17 protein-coding genes and 1 tRNA gene are annotated in these 17,687 nt (G+C 60.0%); 6 read left to right on the top strand and 12 right to left on the bottom strand.

Annotated features, from left to right (window positions below):
- Positions 1 to 31: 31 nt before the first annotated feature.
- The 10 genes from FHT97_RS12445 to FHT97_RS12490 all read right to left on the bottom strand — a co-directional run bounded on the left by FHT97_RS12445 (position 32) and on the right by FHT97_RS12490 (position 9,821).
- A complete protein-coding gene (locus FHT97_RS12445) occupies positions 32 to 730 on the bottom strand; it encodes a L,D-transpeptidase (RefSeq protein WP_183862504.1) in 699 nt (232 codons plus the stop codon).
- Positions 727 to 1,689, bottom strand: a complete 963-nt coding sequence (locus tag FHT97_RS12450) for a glycine betaine ABC transporter substrate-binding protein (RefSeq protein WP_183862506.1) — start codon at positions 1,687 to 1,689, stop codon at positions 727 to 729. The genes FHT97_RS12445 and FHT97_RS12450 overlap by 4 nt, the downstream gene beginning before the upstream one ends.
- Positions 1,690 to 1,798: 109 nt before the next feature.
- The gene (locus tag FHT97_RS12455) at positions 1,799 to 2,443 is read right to left on the bottom strand and encodes an alpha/beta family hydrolase (protein ID WP_183862508.1); all 645 of its coding nucleotides are present in this window, start codon (positions 2,441 to 2,443) and stop codon (positions 1,799 to 1,801) included.
- Between the two features lie 60 nt (positions 2,444 to 2,503).
- Entirely contained in the window at positions 2,504 to 2,701 is a 198-nt protein-coding gene (locus FHT97_RS12460) for a hypothetical protein (RefSeq protein ID WP_016556920.1), read from the bottom strand.
- 107 nt (positions 2,702 to 2,808) lie between these two features.
- Positions 2,809 to 3,855: a sn-glycerol-3-phosphate ABC transporter ATP-binding protein UgpC gene (gene ugpC, locus FHT97_RS12465; RefSeq protein ID WP_183862510.1), complete on the bottom strand. Its 1,047-nt coding sequence runs from the start codon at positions 3,853 to 3,855 to the stop codon at positions 2,809 to 2,811.
- Positions 3,856 to 3,873: 18 nt separating this feature from the next.
- Positions 3,874 to 5,586, bottom strand: coding sequence for a GH32 C-terminal domain-containing protein (locus FHT97_RS12470; protein WP_183862511.1), 1,713 nt, complete (start codon positions 5,584 to 5,586; stop codon positions 3,874 to 3,876).
- Positions 5,587 to 5,589: 3 nt separating this feature from the next.
- On the bottom strand, positions 5,590 to 6,483 hold the full coding sequence (locus tag FHT97_RS12475) for a carbohydrate ABC transporter permease (protein WP_183862514.1): 894 nt from the start codon (positions 6,481 to 6,483) through the stop codon (positions 5,590 to 5,592).
- Complete coding sequence (locus FHT97_RS12480) at positions 6,476 to 7,408, bottom strand: sugar ABC transporter permease (RefSeq protein WP_183862516.1); 933 nt, start codon at positions 7,406 to 7,408, stop codon at positions 6,476 to 6,478. The genes FHT97_RS12475 and FHT97_RS12480 overlap by 8 nt, the downstream gene beginning before the upstream one ends.
- A 71-nt stretch (positions 7,409 to 7,479) precedes the next feature.
- Positions 7,480 to 8,772, bottom strand: a complete 1,293-nt coding sequence (locus tag FHT97_RS12485) for a sugar ABC transporter substrate-binding protein (protein ID WP_183862518.1) — start codon at positions 8,770 to 8,772, stop codon at positions 7,480 to 7,482.
- 38 nt (positions 8,773 to 8,810) lie between these two features.
- Positions 8,811 to 9,821: a LacI family DNA-binding transcriptional regulator gene (locus tag FHT97_RS12490; RefSeq protein WP_183862520.1), complete on the bottom strand. Its 1,011-nt coding sequence runs from the start codon at positions 9,819 to 9,821 to the stop codon at positions 8,811 to 8,813.
- 192 nt (positions 9,822 to 10,013) lie between these two features.
- On the opposite strand from FHT97_RS12490, the gene FHT97_RS12495 reads away from it, so the two are divergent.
- Positions 10,014 to 10,478, top strand: a complete 465-nt coding sequence (locus FHT97_RS12495) for a hypothetical protein (protein WP_028758707.1) — start codon at positions 10,014 to 10,016, stop codon at positions 10,476 to 10,478.
- Between the two features lie 140 nt (positions 10,479 to 10,618).
- Here FHT97_RS12495 and FHT97_RS12500 read toward each other — a convergent pair whose 3' ends face one another.
- Positions 10,619 to 10,876, bottom strand: coding sequence for a hypothetical protein (locus tag FHT97_RS12500; RefSeq protein WP_183755954.1), 258 nt, complete (start codon positions 10,874 to 10,876; stop codon positions 10,619 to 10,621).
- Positions 10,877 to 10,981: 105 nt separating this feature from the next.
- Here FHT97_RS12500 and FHT97_RS12505 point away from each other — a divergent pair, with 105 nt between their 5' ends.
- From FHT97_RS12505 to FHT97_RS12525, 5 genes are all read left to right on the top strand, one after another.
- Complete coding sequence (locus tag FHT97_RS12505) at positions 10,982 to 11,653, top strand: VIT1/CCC1 transporter family protein (protein WP_183755955.1); 672 nt, start codon at positions 10,982 to 10,984, stop codon at positions 11,651 to 11,653.
- A gap of 2 nt (positions 11,654 to 11,655) precedes the next feature.
- The gene (locus FHT97_RS12510; RefSeq protein ID WP_183862522.1) at positions 11,656 to 13,599 is read left to right on the top strand and encodes an adenylate/guanylate cyclase domain-containing protein; all 1,944 of its coding nucleotides are present in this window, start codon (positions 11,656 to 11,658) and stop codon (positions 13,597 to 13,599) included.
- Between the two features lie 268 nt (positions 13,600 to 13,867).
- Positions 13,868 to 14,848 carry an efflux RND transporter periplasmic adaptor subunit gene (locus tag FHT97_RS12515; protein ID WP_183862523.1) on the top strand — a complete coding sequence of 327 codons (981 nt, stop codon included), beginning with the start codon at positions 13,868 to 13,870 and terminating at the stop codon, positions 14,846 to 14,848.
- A gap of 1 nt (position 14,849) precedes the next feature.
- Positions 14,850 to 16,067 (top strand): ABC transporter permease, encoded by a 1,218-nt coding sequence (locus FHT97_RS12520; RefSeq protein ID WP_183862525.1) that lies wholly within the window; start codon positions 14,850 to 14,852, stop codon positions 16,065 to 16,067.
- Positions 16,064 to 17,215 (top strand): ABC transporter permease, encoded by a 1,152-nt coding sequence (locus FHT97_RS12525; protein ID WP_183862527.1) that lies wholly within the window; start codon positions 16,064 to 16,066, stop codon positions 17,213 to 17,215. Before FHT97_RS12520 ends, FHT97_RS12525 begins: the two co-directional genes overlap by 4 nt.
- Before the next feature lie 377 nt (positions 17,216 to 17,592).
- Here FHT97_RS12525 and FHT97_RS12530 read toward each other — a convergent pair.
- Positions 17,593 to 17,669: transfer RNA gene (locus tag FHT97_RS12530), tRNA-Met, on the bottom strand.
- Between the last annotated feature and the right edge of the window lie 18 nt (positions 17,670 to 17,687).

Below are 17,687 nucleotides of genomic sequence, written 5' to 3' on the forward strand. Positions count from 1 at the left end.
GTCTGTTTCCGGCGCGACGCCGTCCCCATTCTCAGACGCCCTTGTAGAGCGCCGCCCCCTGCATCAACACGATGACCTTGGCGCCGATCTTGATCCGCGATGCAAGATCAGTGATGTCATTGTTATTCATGCGGATGCAGCCTGACGACACATCAAGGCCGATCGTCCAGGGCTCAGCGGTACCATGGATGCGGTAGATCGTGTCCTGATCGCCTTCGTAGAGATAGAGGGCCCTGGCACCCAGTGGATTTTCCGGTCCGCCAGGCATTCCGGCCGCCCATTTGGCCGCATTTGGGTCGCGCGCCACCATTTCGGCCGGCGGCGTCCAGGTAGGCCACTCCGCCATCCGACCAACGCGCACGATCCCAGCCCAGCCGAAGCCTTCGCGCCCCACACCGATACCATACCGGATTGCCTGCCCGCCCGGCTGGACAAGGTAAAGAAAATGCTGGTTGCCATCGATGATGATCGTTCCCGGCGGCTCCGCCGTTCGGAACGTCACCGTCTGCATTCGGAATGCTTCTGGCGCCTGGTTGTTGCGTGCATAGTACTGGCGCGCCTTCTTCTTGTCGTAGTTCACCCAGGTATGCGTTTTGGAATCATAGATTTGTGTCTGCGCCCAAGCGGCGAGCGGGCCAATACACACGCCCGCTGCAATCAGAGCCGCCGTCAACTTGCGTGTGCGCCGAGTCTTTTTCGCCTTCGCCGGAAGTTCGTCGCGTGCCATCATTTGCTAGCCCACCCATCCACACGCTTTGCGTTGTCGGCGACCCATTTTGTCGCGTAGTCGAGCGGCGGGACGCGCTCGACTTCGAGCGCATAGCTCATCGCCGTCGCCTCTTCCGGCGTGAAATCGATCTTTTCCAGGAACGAGGCGATGTCCGGGTGTTTCTTTGCAAAAGCAGCCGCGTAGCCAATGCGGAAATTGGCGGTGTCCCAAGCTGTCGATGCCGTCGACTTGGTGATCCAAAGCGGATCGTTGGCACCGACCAGCTGCCACTTGCTGGCATCGTGCGGCGGCTCCGCGAGGCGCACGATCTTATGCAGGTCAAAGATGAAGTGGGGTGCGTAGCAGGCAAAGACCAGCGGCTGGTTCGTGGCGATGGCGATGTCCAGTCCCGCCAGCGCGACTTCCTCTTCCGATTCGACCAACGTCAGGTCCTTGGCATAGCCGTAGGTGTTCGCTCTGACACGTTCGATCCCCGTCGAGGCCCATGCCGGTGCGCCAAGCCACATCTCGCCCTTGCCATCACCGTCAGTATCGAGAATCTTCGTCTTTTCCGGATCGCTGAGGTCGGTGATCGACTTCAGGCCCTTTTCGGCGGCAGCGGGCGTCGCGCAGATGCCCTGCCATGCCGGCACGCCATGCTTGGCGAGAACCACGACGCCCTTCTCGGTGACGAAGGTCTTGATGACGTTTTCAAGATTGGGCTGCCAGACCTCCGGCTGGATGTCGACAGTGCCTTTCTCCATGCCGTTGAAGGCGAGCAGCGTCCCAAGCTCCTGCACATCGGCATTAAGCCCGAACTCCTTAGCAATACTGACCTTGAGGATATTTGCCGTCGCCTGCCCCGAGGGCCAGTTCGGCATCGCGATCACCAGATCGGCGCCAAAGGCCGCACTGCTCACTGCGAGCGCTGCGGCAAAAACGGATGAAAAGAGCCCTGAACATGCTACGCACTTCGTCATGCCTGCCCCCCAAATATGCGAGAAAGGTAGAAATGCACGTCACATCTTGCAGGCGAACATGCATAAAGCGCTTACATCCGTCAAGTCGAGTTGACGTTCACGTTTGGCCCTACCGAAGGCAGTTTTCGCGTGCCCAAGCGCTGGTGCGGACGGCCATGGTCGTGAGGTGATCGGCGACGGAGAAGCCGGAAATTTTCTTCCTCGGCGCAAGATCGTGATCGCCGTCTTCAAGCCAAAGGACTGATATTGCCGGGGAAAGCGGATAGGTCGAAACCTCTTCACGAGTCCCGAATTCGTCGCGCGTCCCTTGGCAAATGAGCGTTGGCGTGCGCAGATTTTTGAGGTGCGCCGTGCGCAGTTGCTGCGGCTTGCCGGGCGGATGAAAAGGATAGCCGAGGCACAACAATCCACAGATCGCGCCCTCCGCGTGCAGGTCGTCGGCTACCATGCTCGCCACTCGCCCACCCATGGACTTGCCGCCAATAATAAGCGGCCCGGAGCTCGCAAGCGCCCTTACCGCGTCCCTGTATTCCGGAATCAAGGTTTCCGCTTTCGGCGGTGGCCTTCGAGCATCGAACGTCCGGCGAGCGGCCATGTAGGCGAATTCGAAGCGCGCAATCCGGAACCCGACTGCGGCAAGAGCTTCGGCGGCGGCGGCCATGGATTTGGAGTCCATAGGCGCACCGGCGCCATGTGCAAGCAGGATCGTCGCTGCAGGATTGTCCGGGCCAGTGATCAGGAAGTTTTCGCTCATTGCGATGTCATAGCGCAATGAGCGAGGCACCACCATCTTGGTGGAAAGAAACAGACGCTGTCAGTGGAATTTCGGCATGTCGGGAAGTGCCGAGAATTCTTCGCTGATCATTTCGCTCATCGCGACCAGAATTTCCTTGCGGGAGAATCCCGACCGCTCGAGTTGCAGGATCATCTGGTCGAGATCCAACTCGAGCTGACCACGGCAGCAGGCCACCCGATCGGCAGAAACGAGGAGAATTTCTTCAAGGATCAGCATCGCTTCGCTCCTAATTTCCAGAAGCAACCTGCGACAGCGCTAAATGTTCCAACGTCACCCATCAACGTCCCTCGGCGCAGCACGATGCGGTCCGGTCGAAATCGTGCTCAGTTGAGCCGGTTTCCCTCGACCGAAAAGAGATGCGCCTTGGACAAGTCGGGCGCCACCTTTATCCGTTCGCCCGGCTGCAACGCGACCCGGTCATGCAGCACCATCGCTGCCGTCTGCGTTCCGATCTCCATGATTACATGTGTTTCTGCTCCCGTCGGCTCCACCACCACAACGGTCGCCAAGACGCCCTCCGCGGCAATGGTGAGGTGTTCCGGTCGGATGCCGTAGGTGTGAACGTCAGCCGGCATCTCGCAACGCGGCATGGGAAGCCTAACACCCTGGTCCAGACAAAATTCCTGATTCACGACGCTGCCTTCAAACAGGTTCATCGCCGGCGAGCCGATGAATGTCGCAACGAAGGTGTTGATTGGCCGATCGTAGAGTTCGAGTGGTCTGCCGACCTGCTCGATCTGCCCGGCGCGCATGACGACGATCTTGTCAGCCATCGTCATTGCCTCGATCTGATCGTGGGTGACGTAGACAGTTGTCGTTTTCAGCCGCTGGTGCAGTTCCTTGATCTCGGCGCGCATCGTCACCCGCAATTTGGCGTCGAGGTTCGACAGAGGTTCGTCAAACAGGAAGACTTTCGGGTGGCGTACGATCGCACGTCCCATCGCCACGCGTTGCCGCTGGCCGCCGGACAATTGCTTCGGCAGGCGGTCGAGCAGCGGCTCAAGTGCCAGAATGTCCGCAGCCTCCTGTACGCGCCGGCCGATCGCCGCCTTGTCCTGCCCCTGTAGCTTGAGCGCAAAGCCCATGTTCTCCGCCACCGTCATGTGCGGGTACAGAGCGTAGCTCTGGAAGACCATCGCGATATCGCGTTCCTTCGGCGCCACATCATTGACGACACGCCCGCCGATGCGGATCTCTCCGCCGCTAATGTCCTCCAGTCCGGCAAGCATGCGCAACAAGGTCGACTTGCCGCAGCCGGATGGTCCGACCAGCGTGACGAACTCACCATCCTCTATATCCACGGACACGCCATGGATCACGGGGATGGCGCCATATTGCTTGCGAACCTGTTCGATCGCGACGGATGCCATGCTACTTCCTCCCTACGTTCAGAGCTTGATTTGCCAGACGCGAGCAGCCGCGACGCTGTCGGTGGCGGCCTTCATCGTTGCGGATCGTACTGCCGCAAAGCTCGGAATACGCTTCGTTCCGACCCATCGGCCTTTATCCGCGAAGACTTCGATTGAGCCGGTATCGATGAAGATCCGCACCTGCGCCGGCCTCGCGCCGGCAGCCAGATAGCGCGGAGACGGCTTGCCCGTTCCTGTATCGAAGAGGATCGCTAGCCCTTCGTCGTCGAGGCGCACGCCAAGGCCGATCTCGGGGTGGTCGAAACTGAGCTCGAAGGGTGCCCCGGCTTGCGTCAGATCGAGCAGAATTTCGGCGGCTCCGTCCACAAACTCCACGGTCGCGCCGGCCAGCAACCTGGCATCATCAAGAAGCTGGTGCCGCAGGCCATCGACGGCCTCCAGGGGCGGTGTCAGGACCGCGCGTCCATCAAGGAGAACGCGACGCGGCAACGTCATGGCGGTCGGAAAATCGACGATCTTGGAGACGTCCGTCCAATTCGCCAGCCAGGCCAGGCCGACAGGTCCATCATGGTCGACGAAGGCCTGGAAGGCGTAGGCGTCCGATCCGAAGTCGAGTTCCTGCTCAAATTCCGGTTGGAATTCGCGACCATCGAACCGACCGACGGTGACGGACGACATGTTGCGGCGTCCGGTCGCCGGATCGCGACTGGTCAGCAGGCCGAAAATCAGAGCCCAACGTGTCTCATCGCTTGCGACATTGCCCAGCGGGAGCATGCACGGGCATTCGGCGGCTGTCATGCCAAAGCGATCCTCGCGATGCAGGACGCCGACAAAGGTCCATCCGCCAGCGGCGTCTTCATTAGATGTTTCATAGAGGAGGATCACGCCGCCGGACCTGTCACGGCTGCCGACCAACATCTTCCAGAGACCGTCGGGTCCCTTGAACACATAGGGATCGCGAAAATCCAAAGTCAGCCCCAGTCCTTCGGGGCGCTCCGGCAGGGCAATCGAGGGATTACCCGCAGAAACCTGATCCGCACTGGTGGCCGAAAGCTGTATCTGCTCTTCCGGCTTCCGATCTCGCACCTGTTCGGTGAAAAAGACGCGGATCTGCTCTCCGCCGTCTGTCGCGATCGGGATGGCCGACCCGGAGAACGCGCCTCCGCGGCCATCATCACGCATCGAAAGTTCGGCTGCCGGGAATAGGAAGACCGGAAGGTGCGTCCAGTGCAGGTAGTCCTGCGAGACCGCATGCCCCCAATGCATGGTATTCCACCGCGAGCGATGCGGGTAGTGCTGGTAGAAAAGGTGTGCCTTTCCGCCGAAGCGGCCTAAACCATTGGGGTCGTTCATCCAGCCGAAGGGTGGACGGAAATGATACCCGGCGGGGAGTTGAGGCGGCGCATTCGCCGCTGCGAAGTGTAGCACGCGAATGCCCTCTTCCAGCACACTCGCTGGATCGAAGCTGTAGATCACTGAGACAGCCGTGATCGACGGCTCATAGCTCAGTACAACTCTGCCGCCTGCTGGCAGAACGATGGGCTGGAACTCAAACTCTTCTGTCCTCGTGGAAGCCACTGCGGCGAGCTCGACGCCCTCAACGGTGACCGAGACAGAAGCCGCAGTATCCGCAATGAGCGCCCTCAACCAGACATGGATCACGTCGCCTGCGCATAGGTCGGCACTCACATTCTCCCGAGACAGCGAGAGAGTTCCTGTTTGGATTGTCATCAATCAACCTTTCACGGCAGAGCCGACGAACGAACTCACGAACCAGCGCTGGAAAGCGAGGTAGAGAGCAAGGATCGGGATCATCATAAGAACGGAGGCAGCCATGGCACGGTCCCAATAAATGCTGTCCTGGCCAAAGAAGGTGGCGATGGCCACCGATATCGGTCGTGCATAGTCGGTTTGCGTCACAAGGGTCGGCCAAAGATATTGATTCCAACTCTCGATCCCCATGAGGATCGAGACGGTGGCCAGCGCCGGCAGGCTGAGCGGCATATAGATCGAGCGATAGATACGGAAAACCGAAGCGCCATCGATCTCTGCCGCCTCGTAGAGTTCCTTGGGAAGCTGAGCGAAAAACTGGTAGAAAAGGAAGATGTAAAGAGGGCTCGCGACCCAGGGAAGAATCTGCACGGCGAACGTATCTGTCATGCCGGCGCGCGAAACCATCACGACCAGCGGCATGATGATGCTCTCCTGCGGAATGACGTAGAGAGCAACGACTAAGGCGAGCAACACGGCTTTGCCGCGCAGCGAGCCCCAGGCCAGCACGAAGCCGGCCATGGAATTGACGACGAGGCCGCCGCCGACGGTGACTGCAAGGATCAGCAGCGAATTCAGGAGGTAGCGGCCGAAGGCCAGTTCGCCCGAAAAGTGTGCGACTTCCTTGAAGTTGGCGAGAGTCGGATCGGAGACCCAAAAGGCGCGGAAGCTGCCCATATCCGCCAAAATCTGGAAGCGATCGTCCTTCAGGCTGGCAATCAACAGCATAAACAACGGCGAGATCACCACCAGCGCGATGATAAAGATGCAGATAGCCTGGACGAGGTGGAATGACGCCTTGCTGGAAGCCCAAGGCTTCACGACCGGCGTCGCTTGGCTCATGACGAGATCAGACATGGAAGCGCCTCAAGAGTTTGCGCTGGATGAGCGCGATTACGAGTACGATGACGAACAGGATGACGGAGACGGCCGAAGCATAGCCGAGCTTCTGCTCCTCGAATCCGGCTCGTACCATGTAGTGCACGACGGTTTCGGTGCTCCCCTTTGGTCCGCCCTGGGTGAGGATGGCGACCTGAGTATAGAGTTTGAACGCCTGAATGGTGGTAATGACCAGCACGAAGACATGGGTCGGCCGCAGGCCCGGCATCGTCACATGCCAGAACCGTCCCAGCGCGTTCGCGCCGTCGATCTTGGCGGCGTCATAGAGTTCGTCCGGTATTCCCTGGAGGCCTGCGAGATAGACGATCATCTGGAAGCCGTAGGCCTGCCAGGCGGAAAGCAGCACGATCGAGAACATCGCCCAATTTGGGTCACCCAACCAGTCGATCGGCTGGATCCGGCCTCCGGACAGGAAGCCTATGATCTGGTTGAACGGTCCACTTGGATACTGGAACAGCGTACCCCAGATGACGCAGACGACGACCATTGAGGTGATTGCTGGCAGGAAGAACATGCCACGCAACAGATTGCGGCCAGGTATCTTCTGGTGCAGCAGCAGGGCTGTTGCGAAAGCAAGGCCACACTGGACCGGCAGGACCCAGAACGTAAATCGCGACACATTCCACAACGAGGTCCAAAACAACGGATCTTTGAAGATACGCTGGAAGTTCAGCAATCCGACGAACCGAACCGGCGTTGGCCGCGGCACCAGCGGCTGGTTCGTCATGGACGTCCAGAACGACAACAGGAACGGCGCAATCAGGAAGAAGGCGAGAAGCAGGACAGCAGGTGCGATCATCAGCGCTTCCTGTGCCAGCCGACGCGGATCCCGCCGCCCGCCGGGGCGGAGCCGCCCGGCGACGGGCGATTGTTGCAAAGTCATGATCTCCTCCTCCTGAAAACTAAGGGCGTTGCCGCCAGGCCGCCTACAGGGACGACCTGGCGGCAAGGGGCTTACTGCTGTGTGTCGAAGGGCGGGTAGCCGGCGTTGTCCTCGATGTCCTCGTCGATCTTCTGCGCGGCTTCCGACAACGCTTCCTTGGCGTCACCGCCATTGAAGATCTTGTCGACGGCCTGCATGAAGGCAGATGTGATCGTCGGATAAGCGGGATGTGGAGGACGAGCGACAGCAGTCTTCGATGCCTGTTCGAAGGCAACCGCCATTGGTCCACCCGGAGCATAGACCGGCGAGTCGGCGGCAAAGCTCTTCAGCCCAGGGAAGCCCGAATTCTCCTTGGCAAACTCGCGGTAGGCTTTGTCCTTCAGAAGGAAGCTCAGGAACTTGCCGGCAACGTCGGGATGCTCTGATGACTTCGTGACGCCCCAGATCCAGGTGCCGTTCGGGCTGACCCCTTTGTCGCCGAGCTTGGGCAGCGGCATGACGACGATATCGTCCTTCATCGCTGCGGCCGCCTCCGCGTAGAACCAGTGACCGCCGAGCGCCAATGCGGCCGGTTTGCCATCGGCGTAGAACTGGTTTGTGCCTGAAGAACCCGGAACGACCCATCCGTTCTTGACCCACGTCTGCATCATCGTCAGCGCATTGACACAGGCCTCACTGTCGAGGGTACCCGTCGCCTTCCAGGATGTCCGGTCGATCAGATCGCAACCTGCCGAGTCGAGAAGCGGCCCATAGGCATAGGTGATCCACTCCGTCTTGATGCCATAGCCGCGGAACGTGTCGATCGGCCATTTGACACCGTCGAGCTTCGAGAGCTTTTCCAGGTACCCTTCGAATTCGGCCTTCGTCCAGGCGTCGTCGACGGACTTCGGAATACGTGCGCCAATCGCCTCGAGGTACTTCTTGTTGCCATAGAGCACCACCGAGGAGTCGGTCAGACCGACTGCATAGAGGTCCTTGTCGATCGGATAGGTACCCTGCGCGACGTTCGACGGCGTCATGTCGTCAAGAATATCCTTCTCGATCAACGGTTTGATCGGCTGCAGGTATCCCGACCACACATAGTTGGCAAGAAACGGCGCATCGAGTTCCATGATGTCTGGCAACTGCTTGGCCATCACAGCCGCGCTGAACTTCTCATTGTAGGCATCATGCGGGGCATAGATGAGCTCGACGTCGACATCCGGATTCGCTTCCTCGAACCGCTTCGCAACATCGCCGTAGGTCTTTACCCAACCCGGATCGCCCTGGTGCATCATGTGAATGACAGTCTTGGCTTCCGCCAGACCAGCTGTGACGGCAAGAGAAGCCGATGCCAGAAGCACTGAAAGTAAACGTTTACCCATTTTAGTTCTCCTCCTTGAGTGGGACGCTGTCTTGAATTTCAAATGGAAGATCGGCTGATGAGTTGGAACGGCAGGCGTCGGGTGTCCGGCGGCGCCGGCTCATCACTGAGCAGTATCTCCGCCGCTAGCCGACCCATCGCGCGATGCGGAAGGGCCATCGTCGTCAGCGGCGGATCGAGCCGCGTGGCGATCTCGACCTGGTTGTCGAAACTCCCCACCGCGACGTCGTCGGGAATGCGAGCACCCGCGCGCCGCAGAGCGGAATACACCTCCATGGCGACACGATCGTTACCACAGAGAATGGCGTCCGGGCGCACGCCCGCGCTCATGAGTGCAGCAACGTGTGTTGCGACCAGGCTGGGCGCGCGATCACTATAGACAGGGCGACGAACCGCCGGCAGCACGCTGATCGGGGCAAGGCCTGCCTCATCGAGTGCCCTGCGAAAGCCGCGCTCGCGCAATTCGCCGGCGAGAAGGCCCGGAAGATTGATAAACGCAATGCGGCGACGCCCGGCGGCGACGAGGTGACGCGTGATCTCCACAGCAGCCCCCTCTTCGTCAGGCACCAGCGAGGTCACGCGGCCGTTGGCTTCGCTGCAGTTGATCATGATGCCGACATTTCCGACCAGTTCTTCCGGCAGCGCCACCGTCTTGTGGTACATCGCCGCATAGGCGATGGCTCGAGGGCGAAAGCGACGAACTTCCTCCAGAACCGAACCAACGTCGCGGGTACCGTTGAGATTCATTGCAAAGACGGCCATTTCCGCCGTCCGAGCAGCACCATCTAGGCCGCGGATGATCTCGGTGGCAAAGGGTGACGTAATGAGCTCGTCGGCAACGACGCCGATCAACGGCAGCCAACCCTGCCGCATGCCTCTGGCAGCGAGATTGGTGACATAGCCGAGTTCGTCGGCGATCATCTTGATCCTCGAGCGCGTCTCTTCCGACATGCGGGCGGAACCGCCATGCAGGGCGCCGGAGACAGTCTTGATCGAGACTCCCGCCCGTTCCGCTATGTCTGAAAGCGATACCGTCACCCCATCCTCCATTGGGTTATCGTTTACCCAATAGGACTACCCCACCGCTTTGTCAAGTATGAAGGTGGCATTGGAATCGATCGCTGTGATCGCGAACCTGTGGCCCGCCGCGTAATATACCGTATACTACCGCACGCGACGCGTATCTTACTGCCTAAGCGCCCATACTCATTTTATCCTTTGGAAAACTTGGAGGACATGGCGATGACTGCAAGCGAGACCACCCCTCAACCAATGACCAGCGCTGAAGATCTGCGCAAGCGTGCTCTTGAGCTTCAGCTCGCGGAGATGGAACGCGACGAAAAGATCAAGGCGCGCGAAGCGAAGAAACACTCAGAGTTCCTCGAGGACTTCTTCCAGAAGCACGTTGGCGAAAATGAGCGTGCGATCATCAAGCGCCTGGTGACCAAGGCCGCCGCGGACGGAAAATACGAAGCAATGATTTACAGCTTCCCGTCCAGCCTCTGCTCGGACAGCGGTCGCGGCATCAACAACAACCTTCCGGGCTGGCAGAATACCCTGCAGGGCAAAGCCAAGGAACTCTACGATCTGTTCGAACAGGTCGCAAAGCCACAGGGTTACGGCCTGAAAGCGGCGATCATCAATTTCCCGGGAGGCATGCCCGGCGACGTCGGCTTCTTTCTGACATGGGAGCCGCCTGTCGAGTAACGGCGCGGGTGGGGTCCTGGGATACGGGATGGATAGCGCATCGACAGATTTCTCGAAAGTCCTGGCCCTCGGGACGGGCGTTTCGGTCGGACATGTTGTATTGTAAGCCCCGTTCGGGCAACGAGGGTCATCGTGGCACGTCACGAACGCATCTGCTTCCCGTATCGTTCGCCGCAGTACACCACCACTTCCGCCTCGATCTCACGACAGAGTCCCTCATACTCGAGGACCCGCCGTTCATCCGTCGGGCTTGCCGCACGGAAGCGTTCAAGGCAATCGGCTGCCAGATCGTACGATTCGAAGAGATCGCTCAGTGTCTCGCTTGCCGGGGAGGCGAGGAAATGGCGGATCTCGGGGATCCTCAGCATCAGTTTCTTGCGCCCGCGCTCACGGCTCATCGATTGCCTCCGGTCCCTATCGCATTCTAGAGTCTGCATACGTAATCATTGAGGGGTCGGATCGTTCCATTTGAGGAACCAGCAACCGGGAGGATCTGGCAAGTGGTGGAATTCGGCAGACCCCACATCACGGAGGTAATTGACCCGGGCGATGCTCTCGGCGAAGTCCTCTTCGGACTGATTATGGCCCTTACTTTTACCGTGGGCTCACGGCTCATTTTCAGCCAGGAGGGCCTTGATGTTCGGGAGCTGATCGTCGGGACAATCGGCTGCAACGTGGCATGGGGCATCATCGACGCCGTGCTGTTTGTCTTGGGCACGGTGTTCTACAAGAGCAGGCGCGGGCGCGTCCTTCGACAGATCAGGTCCGCCAGAAGCGAGCAGGATGCGATCTCCGCGCTCAGGAAGGAATTTCCGCTCCACGACGAACCGCTTGTTTCTGTGGCTGCGGATGAAGAGGCGCTCTACAAAGCCATGCTCGACCTCACACGACGCGGAAGCCCCGCCAAGCTTCGTCTGTCGAGGGACGACCTTCTCGCTGCTTTGATTGTCTTCCTCTTGGTGTCGGCGACCTCACTGCCCGCAGTTATTCCTTTCTTCATGATCGGCAGCGCCGACCTTGCCCTGAGAACCAGCAATTTTCTGCTGATTGCCCTGCTCTTCCTGACGGGCTACGCCTGGGCGCATTTTTCGGACGCGAGACCGCTCAACGCAGGCATAACGATGACGTGCCTCGGCCTCGGGCTGGTCGGCATCGCGATCGCTCTTGGGGGTTAGGAATGGAACACCGCGACAGGCCCGAGATGGAAGCGAGGACGCCATTGGGCTGGGCATTTCCCCTGCGCTTGCATCTCAGCGTCATCATTGTCGGGCTGCTGGCCTGTACGGCACTGCCGCTCGTTTGGATGGCCTATACGCAAGGCAAGGTGACCGCCCTGTCCGCGGGTGAAGCGCAAATGCGTCAGCTCGGCCTTCGTACCATCGAGGATTATCGCAATGTTTTCAGCAGCGGATATGCCGCCATCGAGACGGCCTCGGCAGTCCCGCAAATGCTTACGCCGCCTCCCCGGGACCTGCCAGCGAAGCGCAACCTCCTGCTGCAACTGCTGAAGTCGTCCTTCCGGATAGACGCGGTCCACATCGGATATCCGGACGGGACCTACATACAGGCCATCGATATTGGTGCAAATCCGGCCTGGCGCGACACGTTGAATGCGCCGGCCGGCGCCGCATTCACCATTCGCACCATCACCAAGGTCCTCGGCATCCCGGTGACAACATGGACCTTTTTCGACAAAGACTCCCGCCTTATCACTCGGCGCGCCGATCGTGACGACGTCTTCGACCCACGCTTTCGGCCCTGGTACACCGTCCCGCTTTCCGAGGGGCGAACAACCTCGGTCGGCCCCTACATTTCGGCCGCGACCAATTATTTGACCCTGACCTTGGCCAAACCTGTGGCGGGCAGGGATCGCATCGTGATCGGCGCCGATGTAATGCTTCTGACGCTCGGGGAAGTCGTCGATGTCGGTGCGGTCTCGGAACAGGCGCACGCCTATGTATTCGATGATACGGGCCGTCTGATCGTGCATTCCGACAGTGCGGTCATGACAAAGCTGCGCGATCAGCTTCGACGCGGCCGGACGCTGACGGCTACGGACGTGGCAACGATGGATCCCGCTATTCCAGCGGTCACGAACATGGCGCACGGCAGTGGCGTGGCGGACGGCGAAGTCGTGCGCTTGGGCGTGAACGGTCGTGAATATCTCGCCCAGAGTTTTCATGCCGAAGTAGCCGGCTTGCTGAAAGACTATACGGTCGTCATCGCCGCGCCACTCGACGATCTCGTCGGGCCGGTCGAGCGTACGCTGAGACGAAACCTGGCTGCCGCGGCCGCCTTCCTGGCGGCTGGCGCGATCGCCGCGATCATCATCTCCCGATTGATCAGCCGATCACTCTATGCATTGGCCGACGAGGCAAGGCAATTGGGCAATCTGGAATTTAGAAAGAGTCGCGTCGCACGCTCCTGGATCTCAGAGGTCAACGCCCTGGCAACGGCGCTGGGCTCCGCACGTGATGCCATTCGGACGTTTGCGCTCTATGTTCCGCGCGAGCTCGTTCGCAGGATCGTTATTGCCGGCCAATCAGCCATAGGCTCGGCCTCCAGGCAGGAGATCACCGTCCTCTTCACCGACATCCGCGAGTTCACGACGATCTCCGAGCGACATTCGCCTGAAGACGTCGTTGCCTTGCTTTCCAGCTATTTCGAAGCACTCAATGTGATCGTCGAGCACCACGGCGGCACGATCGTGCAATATATCGGCGACTCCATTTTCGCGATGTGGAATGCGCCCATCCGCGACGGCCGGCACGTCGAAAACGCCTGCCGCTGCGCCCTGGCGATGAAAGCGGCGATCGACACGATGAATGCGTCCAACCGTGCCGATGGTCGCCCCGAACTAGTCACCCGCTTCGGCCTGCACACCGGCCCGGCCGTCGTTGGCAGCGTCGGTGCCGAGAGCCGCCGGCAATATACCGCCATCGGCGATACTGTTAACATCGCCTCGCGCCTGGAGGGCCTGAACCGGGACTACGGAACCTCAATCCTGGTAAGCAACGCGATCCGCGACGCGGTCGAAGTAAGCTTCAGCTTCGCGTTTATCGGCACGGTCAGCGTCAGGGGCCGTAGAGGTCAAACTGAGCTTTACGAGCTTCGCGGGTGACGCGGCATGGACTATGAAAATCGGGTGTCGATATCATCTTGACCGGCGGATTTACGCCTATCAATACGCCAAGCAACCTATTCAGCCCCTGGCCAGGCGTACAAAGCGCTCATCGGTGACGGGCGGCGCGCTGTGATTTTCGCCATGGTGCTTTTGTGATTTTGGTCTGTTGCGTATAGTGATGTCACGATTATCCAAGACGGGTGGCGGCCTTTCTGTCATCAGCAAGCGTGTCCAAACTGGCCTTGTTATTTGGAGAACGAATTGAATGTGGCGATTGGTTCGTGTTCTGGTTGGCTTCGCGGTTCTTATCGGTCTTGGGACACTTCTATGGTTTGCGACAAGACCGCCACCGCTTATCGTTCAAGGCGAAGTTTCAGCCAACCGGGTCGACATCAGCCCGCGCGTTTCGGGCAGAATTGCCAAGCTTAATGCCGACGTCGGCGATACGGTTGAAGCCGGTGCGGTGATCGCTGAGTTGGAAAGTCCGCAGCTTGTCGCGGGGCTGCATCAGGCCGAAGCAGCACTTGCTGTCGCCGAAGCGGATCTCGTTCGGGTCAACAGCACCCGACCCGAGACAATCGCCGCGCGCAAGGCCGAATTGGCAGCCGCTGACGCCGACGTTACGCTTTATCAGGAGGACTCCACCCGCCAGGCAAAACTGATCACGACGGGCGCCTCGACGCAGTCCCGTGTTGACGAAACAACGCGCAACCTGGAGGCGGCCATCCGCAAGCGCGAGTCAGCCGAAGCCAATCTTGCACTGGCGGTCGCCGGCGCCAGCAAGGAAGAAAAGGCGCTCGCGGCGACCCAAGTCGAGCGCTCGAAGTCGGCGCTGAACCAGCAACAGGCTGACGTTGCGGAATTGGTTATTCACTCCCCGATCTCTGGGCAGGTGACGACACGCGTGGCTGAACTCGGCGAGAATTTCTCCGCCGGCGCTCCCTTGTTTTCGCTCATCGATCTGCAAAATCCATGGTTCACGTTTAACGTGCGCGAGGATCTGTTGAGAGGGCTGAAAATCGGAGACAGCCTCGATGTCACCGTACCGGCGATGAACAATGCCAGAATTCCGGTGAAGGTCACGACGATCAACGCGCAGGGGCAATATGCGACGTGGCGAGCCACGCGCGCGACCGGCGACTTCGATCTTCGGACATTCGAGGTACGGGCAAACCCCGTCGAACAGATCCAAGGCTTGCGCCCTGGCATGAGCGCCATCGCGTCATGGCCGCTGGCGGGGCATTGACATGATGGCGAAGGGGCGGCTCCGCCCCGGCCTCCTTGTCGTCTTCAGAAGGGAATTCGATCGCTTCTCTCGGCGACGCCTTCTGCTGTTTTTAACGACCGTTCTGCCGCTGCTGCTGATGGGATCTCTGGCAATCGTGTTCAGCGCGGGCCTGGCGACCCGGCTTCCGATTGCGGTGCTCGATCTCGACGGCACCGACCTGTCAAGGACGATCATTCGCACCGTGGATGCGACACCGGATACAGCTGTCGCGCGCCGCGTCAGTGATCTCGCGGAAGGCAGGCAGCTGATCCTGTCGGGTCAGGTCCGCGGTCTTCTGATGTTGCCGCTCAATCTCGAACGCGACGTCTATGGGGGACGCCGGCCGGAAGTCGTCTTCTTCTACAACACACAGACGATGACATCGGGCAATCTCGCGCTGCGTGGCATCAATGCCGCCGTGCCTGCTGTTGCGGCCGGCATTCGGCTGTCGCTGCGAACGGCGGAAGGACAACCGCTCGAAGCGGCGCAAGCCTCGCTGGCGCCGATCCCGGTCCAGGTCAATCCGCTCTTCAACCCCACGCTGAACTATGCGCATTTTCTCCTCGCAGCTTTGCTTCCGAGCGTCCTTCAAGTCATCATTGTCACGACAATGGCCTATGCCGTCGGGCTTGATGTCGAAACGCCCCATCGTCTTCGCGTCCTGAGACGCCTGGGCGGCGGATTGTGGCCGGCGATGGCCGGGAAGATTCTGCCCTACACCCTGCTCTTTCTTGTCGTGCTTGGCATTTCCGATTGGGTGCTGTTCGGTGTGCTCGACATGCCTTTGCGCGGCAACCGCTATATGCTGATCCTTGCCGGCATTCTGTTCATCCTTGCCGACCAGTTCATCGGAGTACTTCTTGCACTGCTGCTGCGGCCGATGGCAAGCGCGATCAGCATCGGCACCCTGCTGATGGCGCCTGCCTTTGGTTTCATGGGCATCGGCTTCCCGCGGATCGGCATGAACGCGTTTGCCTATCACTGGGGGCAGATGATCCCGGGTACCTGGTACCTGATGGCGCGCATCGACCAGACCATAAGGGGGACGCCGGTCAACCTCTCCTGGAAGCCCATCACCGTCCTGCTTTTCATGGTGCTGCTCTTAGCAAGCCTGACCGCACTGCGGCTCGAGATCATCCGCGCCCGCGGCCGGCCGCTGCCGCTCCCGCAAACAACTGTCGAAGGAGCCCCGGAATGAAGGCCATCCTGACAGTCTGCCGGATCGAGTTGGTGCGTATCTTCTCGCTGAAACCGGCCTTCGCCGTCCTCATTCTTGCATCCGTCGTCTACGCCGCGTTCTACCCGCAGCCCTATCGCACGGAAGTGTTGCGGGATGTGCCGATTGCTGTCGTCGACCTAGACGGGACCGATAGCAGCCGCGCGTTGGCAAGGCGCGTCGATGCCTCCGCCGATGTCGCGGTCGGCGGGGTCTTTCCCGATCAAGCCAGCGCCCAGCGAGACATCTACGCGCGCAATCTCTTTGGAGTGCTTGTGATCCCTCAGTATTTCGAACGGGAATTGCTGCACCATCGCCAGTCGCCAATCGCGCTATATGCGGATTCCAGCTATTTTTTGGTTTATCAGCGCTTGTCCGGCGGCGTTGCCTCTGTCGCGCGAACGATGGGAGCTGAGGTAGAAACGGCAAGGCTGACTGCCGCCCACGTCGATCCTGCGCTTGCCGCCGCCGCCGCCGACCCGATGCCGCTGACGGCAGTCACGCTATTCAACCCCCAGGGCGGCTACGCGACCTACATCCTTCCCGCCGCCTTCGTTCTGATCCTGCAGCAGACGCTTCTGATTGGCGTCGGCTTGCTCGGCACTTACAAAAACGATGCACTCAGCGGCGAACTGGCCGCATCGGCAGGTCCCGCCGCAGCTGTCTGCGGGAAGCTGCTAGCTTACTTGATCCTCGAAACCGTCATCATGTCGTTCTACTTGATTGCGCTTCCCTATCTCTACAGTATCCCCCGCCTGGGAACGCCGCTCTCGATATTCACCTTCGCCCTGCCCTTCGTGCTTGCGGTCAGCGCCTTGGGAATGGTTCTGGCCGGCCTGTTTCGCGATCCGCTGACCGTGCAACTGGTGTCGGCCGCCTTGGGGATACCGTTCCTGTTTCTCGCCGGCTTTTCCTGGCCGACAGAAGCAATACCGCCCTTCCTGCACGCCGTGGCGACGCTGCTGCCCAGCACCTCTGCAATAAACGGTATGGTTGCCGTATCGCAGATGGGCGCTTCCATTCCGGATGTTCGCGAGCCCTTCCTGACGCTTTGGGTACTGGCGGCCGTCTATATCGCCATTGCCATCCTGCTCGAAAGCAGGAGCAGGCGAACTGTGTTCATGTCATGAGGAACCCTCTCCCGCAGCAAGGCAACAGATCGGCGTGTGCAAACTACTGTCTTGCAACCGGCCCGAGACAACATGACAAAACATCAATGCGCTCCATTGCTCCCAGCTTGTAGGAACAGGAAAGAGCGGGCCGGTCGGTATTGATCTTTCGGATGCCCTCGGTCAAGCCATGGCCCGAAGCGGCCTCGCACCCCATCCATCCCATCGGCGACACCGCGTGCCCCGCGAACGGAAGTCGAAATTACCCAAGAGCGTCTTTCAGCGCGGCTTCGTGCCGTCGAGCTGGACACTTGGCAGAAACGCAAAAAAGCTCCTCGACGCTTGAGCGGAGGAGCTTTGTATCAGGCGCCTTGAATGTGCAAATATTCAAGTTTGTTTGGTTGCGGGGGCAGGATTTGAACCTGCGGCCTTCAGGTTATGAGCCTGACGAGCTACCGGGCTGCTCCACCCCGCGTCCTCAAGGTGAGGCTCC

Origin of the sequence: Rhizobium sp. BK399 (assembly GCF_014194695.1) — a bacterium.
Lineage (GTDB): Bacteria > Pseudomonadota > Alphaproteobacteria > Rhizobiales > Rhizobiaceae > Rhizobium.